General features: G+C 37.9%; 18 protein-coding genes and 1 other annotated feature. Of the genes, 14 read left to right on the forward strand and 4 right to left on the reverse strand.

The window, feature by feature from the left end; all coding sequences use genetic code 11:
* The 7 genes from Q8865_08585 to Q8865_08615 all read left to right on the forward strand — a co-directional run.
* On the forward strand, positions 1 to 408 hold a 408-nt coding region (locus Q8865_08585), incomplete at its 5' end, for a hypothetical protein (GenBank protein ID MDP4153474.1).
* A gap of 92 nt (positions 409 to 500) precedes the next feature.
* Positions 501 to 1,493: an ABC transporter permease subunit gene (locus Q8865_08590; protein ID MDP4153475.1), complete on the forward strand. Its 993-nt coding sequence runs from the start codon at positions 501 to 503 to the stop codon at positions 1,491 to 1,493.
* Positions 1,494 to 1,503: 10 nt separating this feature from the next.
* Entirely contained in the window at positions 1,504 to 2,397 is an 894-nt protein-coding gene (locus tag Q8865_08595) for a carbohydrate ABC transporter permease (protein ID MDP4153476.1), read from the forward strand.
* A gap of 425 nt (positions 2,398 to 2,822) precedes the next feature.
* Positions 2,823 to 4,790, forward strand: coding sequence for a beta-galactosidase (locus tag Q8865_08600; GenBank protein ID MDP4153477.1), 1,968 nt, complete (start codon positions 2,823 to 2,825; stop codon positions 4,788 to 4,790).
* Positions 4,791 to 4,822: 32 nt separating this feature from the next.
* Positions 4,823 to 5,302, forward strand: coding sequence for a sulfite exporter TauE/SafE family protein (locus Q8865_08605; protein MDP4153478.1), 480 nt, complete (start codon positions 4,823 to 4,825; stop codon positions 5,300 to 5,302).
* Positions 5,295 to 5,654: a sulfite exporter TauE/SafE family protein gene (locus tag Q8865_08610; protein ID MDP4153479.1), complete on the forward strand. Its 360-nt coding sequence runs from the start codon at positions 5,295 to 5,297 to the stop codon at positions 5,652 to 5,654. Before Q8865_08605 ends, Q8865_08610 begins: the two co-directional genes overlap by 8 nt.
* A gap of 85 nt (positions 5,655 to 5,739) precedes the next feature.
* Positions 5,740 to 7,167 carry a WG repeat-containing protein gene (locus Q8865_08615; protein MDP4153480.1) on the forward strand — a complete coding sequence of 476 codons (1,428 nt, stop codon included), beginning with the start codon at positions 5,740 to 5,742 and terminating at the stop codon, positions 7,165 to 7,167.
* Between the two features lie 13 nt (positions 7,168 to 7,180).
* On the opposite strand, the gene ruvX is transcribed toward Q8865_08615, so the two are convergent.
* A complete protein-coding gene (gene ruvX / locus Q8865_08620) occupies positions 7,181 to 7,594 on the reverse strand; it encodes a Holliday junction resolvase RuvX (GenBank protein ID MDP4153481.1) in 414 nt (137 codons plus the stop codon).
* On the reverse strand, positions 7,591 to 9,813 hold the full coding sequence (csaB, locus tag Q8865_08625; GenBank protein ID MDP4153482.1) for a polysaccharide pyruvyl transferase CsaB: 2,223 nt from the start codon (positions 9,811 to 9,813) through the stop codon (positions 7,591 to 7,593). The genes ruvX and csaB overlap by 4 nt, the downstream gene beginning before the upstream one ends.
* 232 nt (positions 9,814 to 10,045) lie before the next feature.
* On the opposite strand from csaB, the gene rpmG reads away from it, so the two are divergent.
* The 7 genes from rpmG (at position 10,046) to rplL (ending at position 13,457) form a co-directional block, all read left to right on the forward strand.
* On the forward strand, positions 10,046 to 10,195 hold the full coding sequence (gene rpmG / locus Q8865_08630) for a 50S ribosomal protein L33 (GenBank protein ID MDP4153483.1): 150 nt from the start codon (positions 10,046 to 10,048) through the stop codon (positions 10,193 to 10,195).
* 36 nt (positions 10,196 to 10,231) lie between these two features.
* A complete protein-coding gene (secE, locus tag Q8865_08635) occupies positions 10,232 to 10,471 on the forward strand; it encodes a preprotein translocase subunit SecE (GenBank protein ID MDP4153484.1) in 240 nt (79 codons plus the stop codon).
* A gap of 30 nt (positions 10,472 to 10,501) precedes the next feature.
* Positions 10,502 to 11,023 carry a transcription termination/antitermination protein NusG gene (gene nusG / locus Q8865_08640; GenBank protein MDP4153485.1) on the forward strand — a complete coding sequence of 174 codons (522 nt, stop codon included), beginning with the start codon at positions 10,502 to 10,504 and terminating at the stop codon, positions 11,021 to 11,023.
* Positions 11,024 to 11,102: 79 nt separating this feature from the next.
* A complete protein-coding gene (gene rplK, locus Q8865_08645) occupies positions 11,103 to 11,528 on the forward strand; it encodes a 50S ribosomal protein L11 (GenBank protein ID MDP4153486.1) in 426 nt (141 codons plus the stop codon).
* An 82-nt stretch (positions 11,529 to 11,610) separates the two neighbouring features.
* A complete protein-coding gene (gene rplA / locus Q8865_08650) occupies positions 11,611 to 12,306 on the forward strand; it encodes a 50S ribosomal protein L1 (protein ID MDP4153487.1) in 696 nt (231 codons plus the stop codon).
* 29 nt (positions 12,307 to 12,335) lie between these two features.
* Positions 12,336 to 12,477, forward strand: a sequence feature (ribosomal protein L10 leader region).
* A gap of 28 nt (positions 12,478 to 12,505) precedes the next feature.
* The gene (rplJ, locus tag Q8865_08655; protein MDP4153488.1) at positions 12,506 to 13,042 is read left to right on the forward strand and encodes a 50S ribosomal protein L10; all 537 of its coding nucleotides are present in this window, start codon (positions 12,506 to 12,508) and stop codon (positions 13,040 to 13,042) included.
* Between the two features lie 40 nt (positions 13,043 to 13,082).
* Positions 13,083 to 13,457, forward strand: a complete 375-nt coding sequence (gene rplL, locus Q8865_08660; GenBank protein ID MDP4153489.1) for a 50S ribosomal protein L7/L12 — start codon at positions 13,083 to 13,085, stop codon at positions 13,455 to 13,457.
* A gap of 145 nt (positions 13,458 to 13,602) precedes the next feature.
* Here rplL and Q8865_08665 read toward each other — a convergent pair whose 3' ends face one another.
* Both Q8865_08665 and Q8865_08670 read right to left on the reverse strand, forming a co-directional pair.
* On the reverse strand, positions 13,603 to 14,421 hold the full coding sequence (locus Q8865_08665; protein MDP4153490.1) for an undecaprenyl-diphosphate phosphatase: 819 nt from the start codon (positions 14,419 to 14,421) through the stop codon (positions 13,603 to 13,605).
* A 101-nt stretch (positions 14,422 to 14,522) separates the two neighbouring features.
* Positions 14,523 to 14,955: cyanophycin synthetase (locus tag Q8865_08670; GenBank protein ID MDP4153491.1), on the reverse strand; the 433-nt coding region annotated here is incomplete at its 5' end.

The following is a 14,955-nucleotide window of genomic DNA, read 5'->3' on the forward strand; positions in this document are numbered from 1 at the left end:
GATCATATGTTAAAGAATCCTACGGTTCCGATCGGCGATGTTGACTATGTATTACGCTTACATACAGGGCTTTCACGTTATAGAGATGATGATGCCGTTAGTATGCCTGGAAATATTGCAGATCCCGGAATGCTTGCTTATCTGAATAAATGGAATGATGATCCTAAAGTTGATCATAGTGCTGTGTTCCCGAAAATGATTATAAATGCTGATGATAATGAAAAGAAAAGCGAAATCATGAAGGATGTCAACACATATGCTAATGAAATGATCTTAAAGTTTATTGTTGGCGCTGAACCACTTTCTAATTATGACAAATATGTTCAAACAATAAAAGGCATGAACATTGACCAAGCAACAAGCATTATGCAGAAGGCATACGAGTCCTATACAAATAGAAAAAAATAATCTAATTTAGTTCAGGGCCGGCTTTACGGAAATCGTTCGCGCGGTGTACGGTTGCGTAGGCCGGCCCTATCATTTCGGGCAGGAGGAAATACATGACAGAAACTGGGATACAGACCTCTGGGATGCAGACCACAGTTATTAATAATGCCGCTTCAAAAGGCGGAGATAATCGTAATTCCTTTGGTAAACGATTAGTAAAAAATTATAAACAACATAGATGGATATATTATATGGCGCTGCCGGTAATTATCTATTATATCGTGTTTAAATATCTACCTATGGCTGGGCTTGTTATCTCATTTGAGAATTATCGACCGGCAAGGGGACTGTTTCATAGCGATTGGGTCGGTTTTAAACAATTTATTGACTTCTTTTCAAGTCCTTTTGCATGGAGAATAATACGTAATACTATTACGATCAATCTCCAGTCGCTGGTATTTGGATTTCCTGCGCCTATAATATTGGCACTATTGTTAAATGAGATTCAGGCGCAACGTTATAAGAGCACACTTCAAACATTATCATATTTACCACACTTTATATCGTTGGTTGTTGTTTGCGGTATACTTCGTGATTTTTCAACTTCAACTGGTCTTTTTAACAATATGTTAGCTTTCTTTGGAGTTGCAAGGTCAAACCTTTTGGATAAAGTTAATTTATTTCAACCGCTTTATGTCGGAAGCGGCGTATGGCAGGGTATAGGCTGGGGAAGCATTATTTATCTTGCAACGCTTTCTGGTGCTGATCCTAACTTATATGAAGCCGCGGTTATCGACGGAGCGGGCAGATTTAAGCAAATGGTTCATGTTACTTTCCCGACTCTTGTTCCAATTATAGTTATTCAATTGATTATGCAGATAGGCAGCTTGATGAGCATTGGTTTTGAAAAGGTATTTTTGCTATATAGTCCATTGATATATGAAAAGGCTGATATTATATCTACATATGTTTATCGTGCAGGTATAGAGGATACTAATTTCAGCTATGGTTCGGCTATTGGTATGTTTAATTCAGTTGTAAACCTGATGCTTCTTGTATTTGCCAACTGGCTGGCACGCAAGACTACCGACGAAAGCCTTTGGTAAGGAGGAAGAAATGGTTCATAAAAGATCTTTTGGTGAAATTTGTTTTGATACGTTTAATTATATTTTTCTTGGTTTGATTGCTTTTATATGTCTCTATCCTATGCTTTATGTTGTCTTTGGTTCATTCAGCAATCCTAATGAGCTTGCGCAACATACTGGCGCTCTCTTATGGCCTAAAGGATATTCGCTTGAAGGTTATAAGGCTGTATTTCATAATATGAATATTTGGATAGGATATGGCAATACATTGTTTTATGTTATTATTGGAACAATAACAAAAATGATAATGACAGCTATTGGTGCCTATGTTCTTTCTCGTAAAGACTTTATTATGAGAAGATTTATAACATTAATGATTGTATTTACAATGTATTTCGGCGGCGGAATGATTCCTGATTTTTTGCTTGTAAAAAGCGTAGGTTTATATGATTCACGTTTTGCGATAATCATACCTACACTTATTGCAACTTGGAATTTGATTATTATGAAAACAGCGTTTAATAGAGTTCCAGAATCTCTTGAGGAATCAGCTAAGCTCGATGGCGCAAATGACCTTACAATATTATTTAAAATTGTATTTCCTGTAACCAAGGCAACGTTTGCAGTTATTGCACTTTATTATGCCGTTGGTGAATGGAACGCCTGGTTTAACTCAATGCTGTATTTGAGCGACCGAAATAAATGGCCTTTGCAGTTATTCTTACGTGAGATACTAATTCAGAACACTTCAATCGGAAATGCAGTTGGAACAATGGCTGACAGTCAGACGACAGCAACAATATTCTTGGAAGATGTCGTTAGATACTGCAGTATTTGTGTAGCAACATTGCCTATATTATGTGCCTACCCATTTGCACAAAGGTATTTTGTAAAAGGCGTAATGATGGGTTCTATAAAAGAATAGCAATATAAACTCCATGCACCATACTATGTGGTGCATGGATAATTTATTAGAGATAATATATGCATTTAGAACTATTCATCAGAATGACTAGTAGTTTTTAATGGTCATCTGTCTGCACCAACAGTGGACAATCTTTTGAAATCAAAATGATGAACTTAATTAGAACAGGCCAAAGCAATTTTTATATGATTTATCCCTTGTGTTTAAACTATGTTATTTCCTTTAATTATGCTAAGTTAGCTAGCTGATACGTTAATTAATATTAAAATGCGTTTTACTAAACAGGTTGGCATCATGCTTAAATAAAATCAAAATATAATTTTGCACGTAGTACGGCGGAGAGAACTTGCTTCCGCTTCTCAGGCTTAGAAGTTTTTAAACATTCTGAAGTTACGTTCATGCTTTCGCAAAGAAGGGATTTTAAAGTGGTTAAGTTATCTCCAATAAGTGAAAGGCATCCGCATTTTTTGCATGGTGATGGGAATAATCCTGATCAATGGATTCAAATGCCTGAAATTGTTGATGGGGATATACGCCTTATGAAGCTTTCCGGCTGCAATGTGATGTTAGTCGGAATTTTCGCGTGGTCAGCATTAGAACCAGAGGAAACTAAATTTGAAGTCTCATGGCTTGATAAAATAATAGATAAATTATATGAAGATGGCGTAAATGTAATACTTGCTACGCCAAGTGGAGCAAGACCAGCATGGTTGGCAAAAAAGTATCCAGAAGTCTTGAGAGTTCAGTCAAATCTTGTGCGAAACCTTTATGGTGGGGGACATAATTATTGCTATACTTCTCCTGTATATAGGAAAAAAACAATTCAAATAGATTCTTTATTGGCTCAGCATTATAGAAATCACCCTGCACTTATTGCATGGCACATATCGAATGAATATTGTGGAGAATGTCACTGCGATTTATGTCAAGAGGCTTTTAGAAATTGGTTAAAAATTAAATATAATGGTGACTTAGACAAATTAAATCATGAATGGTGGACGAATTTTTGGAATCACAAATATTCCGATTGGAACGAAATAGAATCGCCAGCTCCAAACGGGGAGAATAGTATACATGGTCTTTCGATTGACTGGAAACGTTTTGTTACAGATCAGACAGTCGATTTTATGAAGTCTGAAATATCAGCTATAAAAAAGTTTACGCCTAATATTCCGGTAACTACAAATTTGCTGCAAGGATCTTGCAGAAATCTTGATTATACGAAATTTGCAAAAGAGCTTGACGTTGTCTCAATTGATACTTACCCGGCAGGGCATTACGAACAGCCGGATTGGAAAACAGCTTGCAACACTGCTTTTACATATGATTTTATAAGGGCACTTAAGGATGGAAAGCCGTTTATGCTTATGGAAAGCACGCCTAGCATGACTAAATGGATGCGTACCTGCAAACTTAAAAGACCTGGTATGCATATGTTGTCATCCTTGCAGGCTGTAGCTCATGGGGCAGTTGCCGAACATTGCGGACATGGTGTTTTTCAAGACGTAACGGAAGTTGGACAAGTCTTGAAAAAATTGGACAGCACAACAGGAACTGTAACTAAGGCTAATGCGGCGGTCATTTACGATATAGAGAATGAATGGGCACAGGATTCAATTTACGGGCTTAGAAATGATCTGAAGAACTATAAGCAAGAAGTTTTAAGACATTATCAATCTCTATGGAAAAACAGTGTATCAGTCGACGTTATATCATCAGAAAAAGACTTTTCTAAATACAAGCTGATTGTTGCGCCTGTTTTATATATGCTTAAACCGGATGTAGCTAGAAGGATGGAACATTTTGTAGAATCAGGCGGAATGCTTGTGACTACTTACTATAGCGGCATAGTAAACGAAAATAATCTTTGCTTTCTCGAAGGTTTTCCTAGTCAACTTAGAAAACTTTTAGGAATACGGTCAGAAGAGGTAGATACCCTATACGATATAGAAAAAAACGCTGTAAATATAAATGGACAGGTATATGAAGCAGATACTTACTGCGATTTAATACATTCTGAAACAGCCGAGATAATTGGAACTTACGAAAAAGATTTTTATGCAGGAAGACCGGCACTTACAGTAAATAAAGTGGGCGATGGTTATGCATATTATATTGCATTTCGTGGTGAACATGTTTTCCTAGATGATTTTTATACAAAACTTGTAATAGAAAACAAGTTAAAATCTGTAGATTTCCCAACTCCTGAGGGAGTTAATGTGCAAAAACGATCTGATGGGATTAACGAATATTTATTTTTGATGAATTTTAATCCAGAACCAATTGATATTTCACTTGACAGATGTTACCATGAAATATTTGCGGAATGCAATATTGAAGGAATTTTGCATCTTAACGGTTACGACATTAAGATACTGATTGACTGTCATTAAAACTTTGCTAGTGAAAGAATGTAAAAATCCTTTTGATATTATATATTTTAATAGTTGAGTTTCGAAAACAGGTTTTAATGCCTGTTTTTTTTATATTTGACTTTTACATAAAATATGTCGTACTAGCAAACACTTCTAACATGGAAAAAAGAAAACTTGTTTGGATGAAATTAATTTTCATAGGTATTGTTTCAGGTGCTGTAAATGGTTTCTTCGGCGGTGGGGCAGGCCTTATTCTTGTGCCACTTTTAAAACGCGTGGCTGACCTAGAAATAAAAAAAGCGCATGCGACTGCGATAGCAGTAACTTTTTTATTAAGTATTGTTAGCGCAGTTCCTTATGTAATGAACGGGGCGGCATGCATAAACGATGCATGGACATTTATGGCAGCAGGTGCAATTGGCGGGGCTGCGGGTGCATTTTTTTTGAGAAAAATCCCTAAAAGGATACTTCATTATGCGTTTGCAGCGTTTCTGATATTTTCTTCAATAAGGATGTTTTGCCATGGATAATATACTGCTTGCATTGACTTCTGCAATTACAGGTGTACTCAGCGGTATGGGAATAGGCGGTGGCAGCCTATTAATAATTTTATTAGTTTCTTTTTTTGGCTTTGGGCAGCAAAAAGCTCAGGGAATCAATCTATTATATTTTCTTCCGACTGCAGCCGCCGCACTCTTTATACATTTAAAAGAGCATAATATTGAAAAAAAAACTGCAGCATTAACTGCTGCAAGCGGAATTATAACTGCTTATGCTGCGAGCCTTATAGCACTTAGAACAGACCCCGCACTTCTTAGAAAAATTTTCGCACTTCTTGTTATGATTACAGGAATAAGTGAATTGCTAAAAAAACCCGATTAAAACTTGAAAAATATTTCCTATAATGATATATTTTTATTAATATGTAAATATATAAAAATATTGAGTAAAAGTTTGGAGGATTTAAATGAGAAATCAAAAAGGTTTTTTTGCAATCATTATCTGCATGGTATTAATTATTACAGCTTTACCGGCAAGTGCGACGAATAATGCAATCACAACTATTGTAAAGCCTATTCTTGACTATGATGATACCCTTGGATTTTCTGAAGGGATGGCTTGTGTCAGTAAAGATGGAAAGTATGGTTTTGTTGATACGGCAGGCAAAGAAGTTGTCTCTCCCCAATATGATTATGCTGATTTCTATAGTGAAGGCTTGGCGGGAGTGTATGTTGGGGATAGTGAACAGAAGGGCGGATTTATTGACAAAGAAGGTAATGTGATCGTTCCTTTAATTTATGACTATGTAGATTACTTCTCAGAAGGATTGGCGGCAGTTGCCAAAGGGAATTATATAGATGAAGATATGAAATGGGGATTTGTTGACAAAACAGGCAAAGAGGTAGTTGCCCCGAAATATGATAATGTTACTTATTTTTCTGATGGTTTATGTGCTGTGACGCTTAACGGTAAAAGCGGTTTTATAGATGGTAACGGGAACGAAGTTATTCCTTTAAAATATGACCGTGTAGGCAATTTTTCAGAGGGTCTTGCGGTAGTAAAATTAAAGGGAAAGTATGGTTATATAGACAAGACCGGAAATGAAATTATTCCTCCGCAGTTTAGCTATGCATATGTTTTTTCTGAAGGACTTGCCGCCGTAAGAATAGGAAAAGATTACGATGGGAAATTCGGTTTTATCGATAAAACGGGAAATTTAGTAGTTCCTGCAAAATATGATTTTGTAAGCGGATTTCAGGACGGATATGCTATTGCCTCTATGAATTATGAAGAGAGCGTTATCAACAAAAACGGGAAAGCTGTAATTGATCCGAAATATTATGTGATTGGACATAACGAAGGCATGTTCAATGTCGAACTTGGTGGTAAATGTGGTTTTGTTAATGATCAGGGCAAGTTGGTTATATATCCAAAATATAATGACGCGGGCAATTTCAGCGAAGGCTTAGCCGCGGTTGAACTGGGGGGGTATGAAAACGGAAAATGGGGTTTTATAGACAAGACTGGAAAACGTGTAGTACCTATTAAATATGATCTTGTTTATGATGTTGAAAATAGTCTTGCTGCCGTCGTAAATAATGCGAGATTTGGGATAATTGATATAAGCGGAAACGAAGCATTGCCGTTCGATTATGATTATATAAGCGATTTTAACGAGGGTCTGGCATGGACTGAGTCTAACGGCAAGTGGGGCATTATTAAATATAGTAATGGGTACAACAAAACAAAAAGTTACAAGTATTACCCAAATGATTTTTATTTACCTGGCTTATATAATAGCGATGTAAGCAGGGAAAATACAAAAAAGGATCTATTTAATTATAATTCAAGTCTTCATAATAAATCTTTATACCTACAAAAAATCCGCGGATGACCGCGGATTTTTTTTACAATTTTGTGCTATCAAGGTAAGTCTGAAGAATTAGAACAGCGGCAAGCTGATCGATGCTTTGCTTTCTTTTTTTGCCGCGCGTGTTTGTTTCATTTAATATATTAGACGCATAAACTGTTGTCCGGCGTTCATCTGATGTGATTATTTCACCGGTAAAACGTTTTTTAAGTTCTTCACAGAAAAGATAAGTTTTCTCAACACGCGAGCCGCTGCTTCCGTCCATATTTTTAGGAAGACCTACAACGATCTTTTTAACAGAGTGTTCTGCGGCAAGACGGGCAACTTCTTCTGCAGTTCTAGTAAGTCCATTTTCGTATATGGTAACAAGAGGGCTGGCGAGAAAACCGTTAATATCAGACATGGCGATGCCTGTCCTTGCATCACCAAAATCAACGCCCATTATTCTCACTTATCAATCTCCCCATTTAATAAACTTATTGCGGCGGCAGCATTTTTTGCGGCTGCACTTTGAAGAGTCTTTGAAGCTAATGCGAGCTCTGAACGTATTTTTTCGTTGTTTTGCACTATGTTATCAGCAAAACACAAAAGTTTGTTGATTTCAATATTTTCGCATCTGATAAAGCTTGGAATATCAATAAAATCCAAAAATCCTTCAACTTTAGGATCGTATACAACAGCAATGGACGGCACGGCAACGCCGGTTGCAAAAATAAGTGCATGAAGTCTCATACCTACCACGAAGACGCTTTTTGAAATAAGATACATCATCTCTTCAATTGAAAGACCGCTGAAGATTCTGCTTTTGAAGCTAAGTCTGTTCTTTATTCTAACGCAAATATCGCTGTCCTCAAAATCCTGCATCGGCATGAATACAAGTTCATAACCATATTTTTCAACAAGCTTTTCAAAAAATTCAGCAAACTTTTCTTCAAAGTGTTTATCGGCAGTTTTCCAATTACGCAAAGATACGACAATATAAGGCTTTTGAGGTATATTAATGTAAGAAAACTTATTATCTGTAAGCGAGATTTTAGAAAACAAAGTGAAGACTTCATCTGCCGTAATGCGAATATCCGGCTTTGTAACACCAAAATCCTTCAGCAGGGCATACGACTGATTTTCACGAAGCGTAATTATGTCTACACTATTTAAGATAGACTGTACGCGTTTTTTGTTGCTGTTAACAGTTACAGGGCCAATTCCATTTGCATAGAGCATCGTTTTAAGCCCAAATAATTTTGCAAGCCTTAATAATTCTATGTAATAAATAAGAGATTTTGTACTAGTCGCATCCTGTATAAGGTTTCCACCGCCGAAAATCATAACTGATGTTCGAGGCAAAACTTTAAGAATTGATATTAAACTGAAACGGTTATATTTTTTTACATTTCCAAGGTCTATTGAGTTAGCATTTTTCCTAAGCAGAACTGCTATATTAAGATCTGGTCGGTGTGACTTAAGGTTTCGGATAACAGCTTTAAGCAGTGCCTCGTCTCCGGCGTTATGATATCCGTAGTAACCGCATATAAGAAAATCTATTTTTTTTGAGGATAAAACGTCGCGATAAGTATTATACGCATCATCGACCATCTTTTCGACTGAATACCGGTCGATTACCGTTTTTCTCGAAAAAGCTGTGACTTCGTGCAAAGAATCGTCAGACAACGCAAGTGCTTTTTTGATTTCTTCAAGCAGCAAATCTTTAGTTGTTTCCCCAAAACCACGGCAGGTAAAATTCGTAGCGATACAATCTTTGAGCTTGTCCCTAGTGTAAAGACCCAAAAAGCCCTGATTGCCGGCAAGAACAACTGGTTTTTCACAGGACATAGCCTCAAGAGCGGCACGGGAAACGCCGACAAAGACGCTTGAGAGGGCGCAAAAGTTTTTGATATCTGTTCTGCCACCGACTACTATTACAAAATCAATGCCAAGCCTTGAATTGATCTCACTTGCTCTTGATTTTATATCTTCAAGTGAATCTCCGCTTCCTACTACGACTATTCTTAGGTGGTCATCGAAATTATAGAGTTCATCAGCACAGTCAAGCAGACGGAATGCCGCAAGGCAGGCATTTTTGTCCATTCTGCTGACAGTAACAATACATTTTGCGTCTTTTGGAATATTGAATTCATTTCTAACATCAAAATCGCTTACTGACGGGCTGAATGTCTCAGTATTGATTCCGTTTACCGTAACTATAATATTCTCTGGTTTAACATTGTAATTTTGGGTAAGATAGTTTTTAAGGTCGTTGCTTACCGCGATTGAACGTTTACCCCAGCGGGACAAAAATCTGAGCCCGCCAACTGTTGCAAAATTAAAATGAGCTGTTGTCACCATAGGAGTATTGGTTAAAAAACAAACTATAGAAGATAAAAAAGCAGGAATGCGCGCATGGGCGTGAATTATATCAGGTTTTTCCCGCAGGACGGCGTGGTAAAGCTTAAAAAACGATTTGATCATGCACGGTATACTGCGCACGTGCATCGGAGCCTGATAGTGGCGGATTCCGGCATCTGCAAGCGTTTTTGTATATACACCGCCATTTGAACATATGCAGACATCAAAACCGCGTGATTTTAAAGCTTTTGACAATTCAACTATATGAGTTTCGGCACCGCCGAGTCCAAGACCCATAGTTGCCATCATTATTTTAATATTATTCATGTCTTCTCCAAGTCATTGTTTACATTGTAACGGATATATTGTATAATAATACAGTATATAAGTCAACTAAAACCCCTATGAGGATTCAAATCATAAATATTGTAAAAAAGCTTGATTTTTGCATAATAATGTGATAGAATCCATTATACCTCTGTTTAGGTCTTTTTTTATGTGCAAAATTCTAACTGAGGAAGGAAACTATAAGGGTTTTCGAAATTAGGAGGTGCAAGAAATGAGAACAAAAATTACTCTTGCGTGCAGCGAATGTAATCAAAGAAATTACGACACGATGAAGAACAAGAAAAATGATCCCGACCGTCTCGAAATGAACAAATACTGCAGATTCTGCAAGAAGCATACCCTTCATAAGGAGACGAAGTAATCCTGATGTGGGTTACTTTAAAGAGGAGGAAATAAGATGGCAGAAAATACGCCAGTAAAAGCCGAAAAGCCAAAGAAAAAGGGCCCCTCACTTGGAGAAAGATTAAACAGATGGTTTCGCGAAACAAGATCCGAGATGAAAAAGGTTGTCTGGTCCCCATGGAAACAGGTCAAAACCAACACTTGGGTAGTTATTGTTTCCATTGTTATAGTATCTGCCTTTATCGGATTATTTGATGCCGGACTTGCAGCGCTTATAGGCTTAATAATTAAATGATGATGACATTTTTAACGGAGGTGTGCCTATATGTCTGATGCGAAATGGTATGTAGTGCATACCTATTCAGGCTATGAAAACAAGGTTAAGACAAACCTTGAAAAAATCGTTGAAAACCGTAAGCTCCAGGAGCTTATCCCCGATGTCAAGGTTCCGACTGAGATTGTTGTTGAATTAAAAGAAAACAATAAATCAAAAGAGGTTGAAAAGAAGATTTTCCCGGGCTATGTGCTTGTGAAGATGGTTATGAACGACGAAACATGGTATATCGTCCGCAATGTGCGCGGCGTTACCGGATTCGTTGGCCCTGCTTCTAAACCCGTTCCTCTGACTGAAGAGGAGGTTGCGGAGCTGGGCGTTGAAAAACGCTCATTTGACATTCGCTTTGCTGTAGGTGATAACGTAAAGGTTAACAGCGGACCTCTTGCCGGAAATAGCGGATACGTTGAGGCAATCAGTCCGGACAGCAAAAAAGTCAGAGTTATGGTTTCTATGTTCGGCCGTGAAATGCCGGTTGAACTCAACCTGGAACAGATCGATCCAATTGTATGATAGCGTAAATCGCTGTTATAGTGGGAGGAAGGGCATAAGTCTTTCCGCCATACCACATTTGCATTAAGGAGGTGTAAACATGGCTCAGAAAGTAGTAGGTTATATCAAGCTTCAGATTCCGGCAGGAAAGGCAACACCAGCACCGCCGGTTGGACCTGCACTTGGTCAGCATGGCGTTAATATTATGGCATTTACTAAAGAATTTAACGAAAGAACAAAAGGCGATATTGGTTACATTATCCCTGTTGTTATCACAGTATATGCCGACAGATCTTTTTCTTTCATTACAAAGACTCCGCCGGCTGCAGTGCTTATCAAAAAAGCGATTGGCATTGAAACAGCTTCCGGCACACCTAATAAGAACAAAGTCGGTAAACTGACAAAAGAGCAGTTAAAAAAGATTGCTGAACAGAAAATGCCTGATCTGAATGCAGCAACCATTGAAACTGCCATGTCTATGATTGCCGGAACGGCAAGAAGCATGGGCATCACTGTAGAGCAGTAAGAAAGCGCAGTACGCCATAGCGCTAATATTTTATGGCTAATAAGTGGGAGGAGTATTCCGCTAACCACGAAGGAGGAAAATTGTGAATAGAGGAAAGAAATATCAAGAAAGCGCAAAGCTGATTGAAAAGTTAAAACAATATGACCCCTCCGAAGCGCTGGATCTAGTATGCAAAACCGCTAAGGCTAAGTTTGATGAAACGGTTGAAGTGCATATAAAACTCGGTGTTGACTCACGTCACGCTGACCAGCAGGTAAGAGGCGCTGTTGTTCTGCCACACGGAACCGGCAAAAAAGTCAGAGTTCTTGTATTTGCAAAAGGCGATAAGGCAAAAGAGGCTGAAGCAGGTGGTGCTGACTATGTCGGTGCAGAAGAGCTTGTTGCCAAAATAACCGGTGAAAACTGGTTTGATTTTGATATTGTTGTCGCAACACCTGATATGATGGGCGTTGTTGGCCGCCTTGGTAAAGTGCTTGGACCTAAAGGCTTAATGCCTAACCCTAAGGCAGGAACCGTTACTATGGATGTTACTAAGGCTATCCATGATATTAAAGCCGGTAAGATCGAATATCGTCTTGATAAGACAAACATTATTCACTGCCCAGTTGGTAAGGTTTCGTTCGGAATTGAAAAACTTTCTGAAAACCTTGGCACATTAATGAGTGCAGTAATAAAGGCAAGACCTGCAGCTACAAAAGGCCAGTACATTAAAAGTTGTGTAATTGCATCTACAATGGGACCTGGCATCAAGATTAACTCAGGTAAATTTGAAGCATAACCTTGACAAGCCAGGGTTAATATGTTAATATATCACAGTCATCTGATCCAAAGACAGCAGGTGCTTTAAAGCTTAAACATACCTGCCGAGGAAGATGCCGTATGATTTACAATAATATTTTGTAATAATTACGCGCCTTCTTTCTCGAAGGCGCGTTTTTTATTTTACTTTGGGTCAGTTCAGGAGTGGAGGTGAATTTATGCCAAGCGAAAAAATTCTAGACGAGAAGAAAAAGATAGTCTCTGATCTTGCTGAAAAAATCAAAGCGGCTAAAACAGGCGTTTTTGTCGATTACAAGGGTATCACAGTTTCTGATGATACTGCTCTTCGCCGTAAGCTTAGAAGTGAAAATGTTGAATACGCTGTAGTTAAAAACACACTTACAAAGCTTGCGCTGAAAGATGCTGGTATTGAAGGCCTTGATGATATACTGAATGGAACAACTGCTCTTGCTATTTCAAGCTCAGATTTAGTTGCACCGGCAAAGGTTATTGCTGAATATGCCGGCAAGCATGACAATTTCCAGATAAAAGCCGGATTTGTTGAGGGCAAAGTTGTATCAGTCAGCCAAATCAAAGAGCTTTCTAAACTGCCTGCCAAAGAAGTGCTCATTTCTATGGTTTTGGCCGGTTTCAATGCTCCAATTTCGGGGTTTGTAAACGTTTTAAACGGCAACTTAAGAGGGCTTGCGTGCGCTTTGAATGCTATTGCTGAGAAGAAAGCTGCAAATCAATAATTAATGAAATTAAATTGAAAATTATATGGAGGAAATTACAATGTCTGAAAAAGTTACAAAGTTAATTGAAGATGTTAAAGCACTTACCGTTCTTGAATTATCCGAGCTTGTTAAAGCTCTCGAAGAGGAGTTTGGTGTTTCAGCTGCTGCTCCTGTTGCAGTTGCTGCTGCTCCTGCTGCTGCTGCTCCTGCTGCTGAAGAAAAGACTGAGTTCACAGTTGTTCTTGCTGAAGTTGGCGCTTCAAAGCTTAACGTTATCAAGGTTGTTCGCGAAGTTACCGGCCTTGGCTTAAAAGAAGCTAAAGATTTAGTTGACGGAGCTCCGAAGCCTGTAAAAGAGAACGTTGGCAAAGACGAAGCTGAAGAACTGAAGAAGAAACTTGAAGATGCTGGCGCAAAGGTAGAACTTAAGTAATTTAATTACTTATATTTAAAAAAACTGTCTTTCTGTTATTTGTTGCGGAAAGACAGTTTTTTGTTTGGATATAAATTATAAAACAGGACTAAGCTTTTGCGTAGTCCTGTTTTATAATTGAATTGTCAATACATAATTGACTTAATTATCTTACAAGAAAATATACAAGGACGATCAAACCTAGAATTATGCGATAATAGCCGAATGCTTTGAAATCGTGTTTTTTGATATAGCCCATTAAAAAGCGGATTGCAAGAATAGATACTATAAAAGCAGTAATCATGCCTGTTAGTAGTATTGCTAGTTCCAATCCGGTAAAATTAAACCCGAATTTTAATATCTTAACCGCGCTTGCACCAAACATAACTGGAATTGAAAGAAAGAACGAAAACTCAGCCGCAATATATCTTGATGTACCTATAAGCATGGCCCCTATAATAGTAGCGCCCGAACGGGAGGTGCCTGGTATCAATGACAGTATCTGAAAAATTCCTATTATCAAAGCTGTTTTATATGATAATTGTGAAATCGAATTGATTTTTGGTTTTCCTTTTCTGCCATTTTCGATAAGTATAAATAATAAACCATAGAATATAAGCGTTACTGAGACTGTTTTATAATTGTAAAACAGTTCATCAATTTTATCATTGAACAATACGCCTATTATTCCTGCAGGGACACATGCAATAAGAACTTTGTACCAAAGAACAAAGGTTTCTTTGCGTTCCGCAGGAGACTTTTTTGAGGAAAAAGGATTTAACTTATGTAGGTATAAAACTACAACGGCCATTATTGCACCAAGCTGTATTACAACAAGGAACATCTCTTTAAATGCGGCAGTAACATTAAGCTTGATGAATTCATCAGCCAAAATCATATGACCTGTACTGCTGATTGGAAGCCATTCGGTTATTCCTTCGATGATACCAAGAATGAACGCTTTGATAATTTCAATAAACTCCATGCTTTCTTCTCCTAATAAATAATAAATGGTCTAAAGAAAAATAATACTTTGACCATTTTATATCCAACTTTTGCTTATGTCAAAATATAATTTGTTAATTTTTATTTACTTTTAAGGAACATTTGTCCAACTTTATAAATGTCGCCTGCCCCCATTGTAATTACCAGAGTTCCATCTTCGGCGTGCTGCCTTAAATATTCAACGGCATTTTCAAATCCGCCGCAATAGACAGCATTGCCCATTTTTAAAGCCAGATCATTAGACGAAATGCCCATAGTATTCTTCTCCCGTGCGGCATAAATGTCGACTAGAAGGCAAGTATCACACCCTGTGAGCGCTTTAGTAAAATCATTAAAAAGCAAATGCGTGCGTGAATAGGTATGCGGTTGGAATATGCATATCGTTTTCTTATATCCCATAGAAGCCGCGGCAGTAAGCGTTGCTTTTATTTCAGAAGGATGATGTGCATAATCGTCAACTATTGTAACTCCGTTTTTACATCCAACATATTCAAAGCGGCGGCGGGCACCTTTA

Source organism: Bacillota bacterium, from assembly GCA_030705925.1.
In the GTDB taxonomy this organism is placed as follows: Bacteria; Bacillota; Clostridia; order Oscillospirales; family Feifaniaceae; genus JAUZPM01.

What these genes read in the sequence shown, in the direction of transcription:
- secE (MDP4153484.1), top strand. Translation starts at nt 10,232, where the DNA reads ATGGCAGAAAATACGCCAGTAAAAGCCGAAAAGCCAAAGAAAAAGGGC.
- rplJ (MDP4153488.1), top strand. Translation starts at nt 12,506, where the DNA reads ATGCCAAGCGAAAAAATTCTAGACGAGAAGAAAAAGATAGTCTCTGAT.
- rplL (MDP4153489.1), top strand. Translation starts at nt 13,083, where the DNA reads ATGTCTGAAAAAGTTACAAAGTTAATTGAAGATGTTAAAGCACTTACC.
- nusG (MDP4153485.1), top strand. Translation starts at nt 10,502, where the DNA reads ATGTCTGATGCGAAATGGTATGTAGTGCATACCTATTCAGGCTATGAA.
- Q8865_08610 (MDP4153479.1), top strand. Translation starts at nt 5,295, where the DNA reads ATGGATAATATACTGCTTGCATTGACTTCTGCAATTACAGGTGTACTC.
- Q8865_08665 (MDP4153490.1), bottom strand. Translation starts at nt 14,421, where the DNA reads ATGGAGTTTATTGAAATTATCAAAGCGTTCATTCTTGGTATCATCGAA.
- csaB (MDP4153482.1), bottom strand. Translation starts at nt 9,813, where the DNA reads ATGAATAATATTAAAATAATGATGGCAACTATGGGTCTTGGACTCGGC.
- Q8865_08590 (MDP4153475.1), top strand. Translation starts at nt 501, where the DNA reads ATGACAGAAACTGGGATACAGACCTCTGGGATGCAGACCACAGTTATT.
- rplK (MDP4153486.1), top strand. Translation starts at nt 11,103, where the DNA reads ATGGCTCAGAAAGTAGTAGGTTATATCAAGCTTCAGATTCCGGCAGGA.
- Q8865_08595 (MDP4153476.1), top strand. Translation starts at nt 1,504, where the DNA reads ATGGTTCATAAAAGATCTTTTGGTGAAATTTGTTTTGATACGTTTAAT.
- Q8865_08615 (MDP4153480.1), top strand. Translation starts at nt 5,740, where the DNA reads ATGAGAAATCAAAAAGGTTTTTTTGCAATCATTATCTGCATGGTATTA.
- rpmG (MDP4153483.1), top strand. Translation starts at nt 10,046, where the DNA reads ATGAGAACAAAAATTACTCTTGCGTGCAGCGAATGTAATCAAAGAAAT.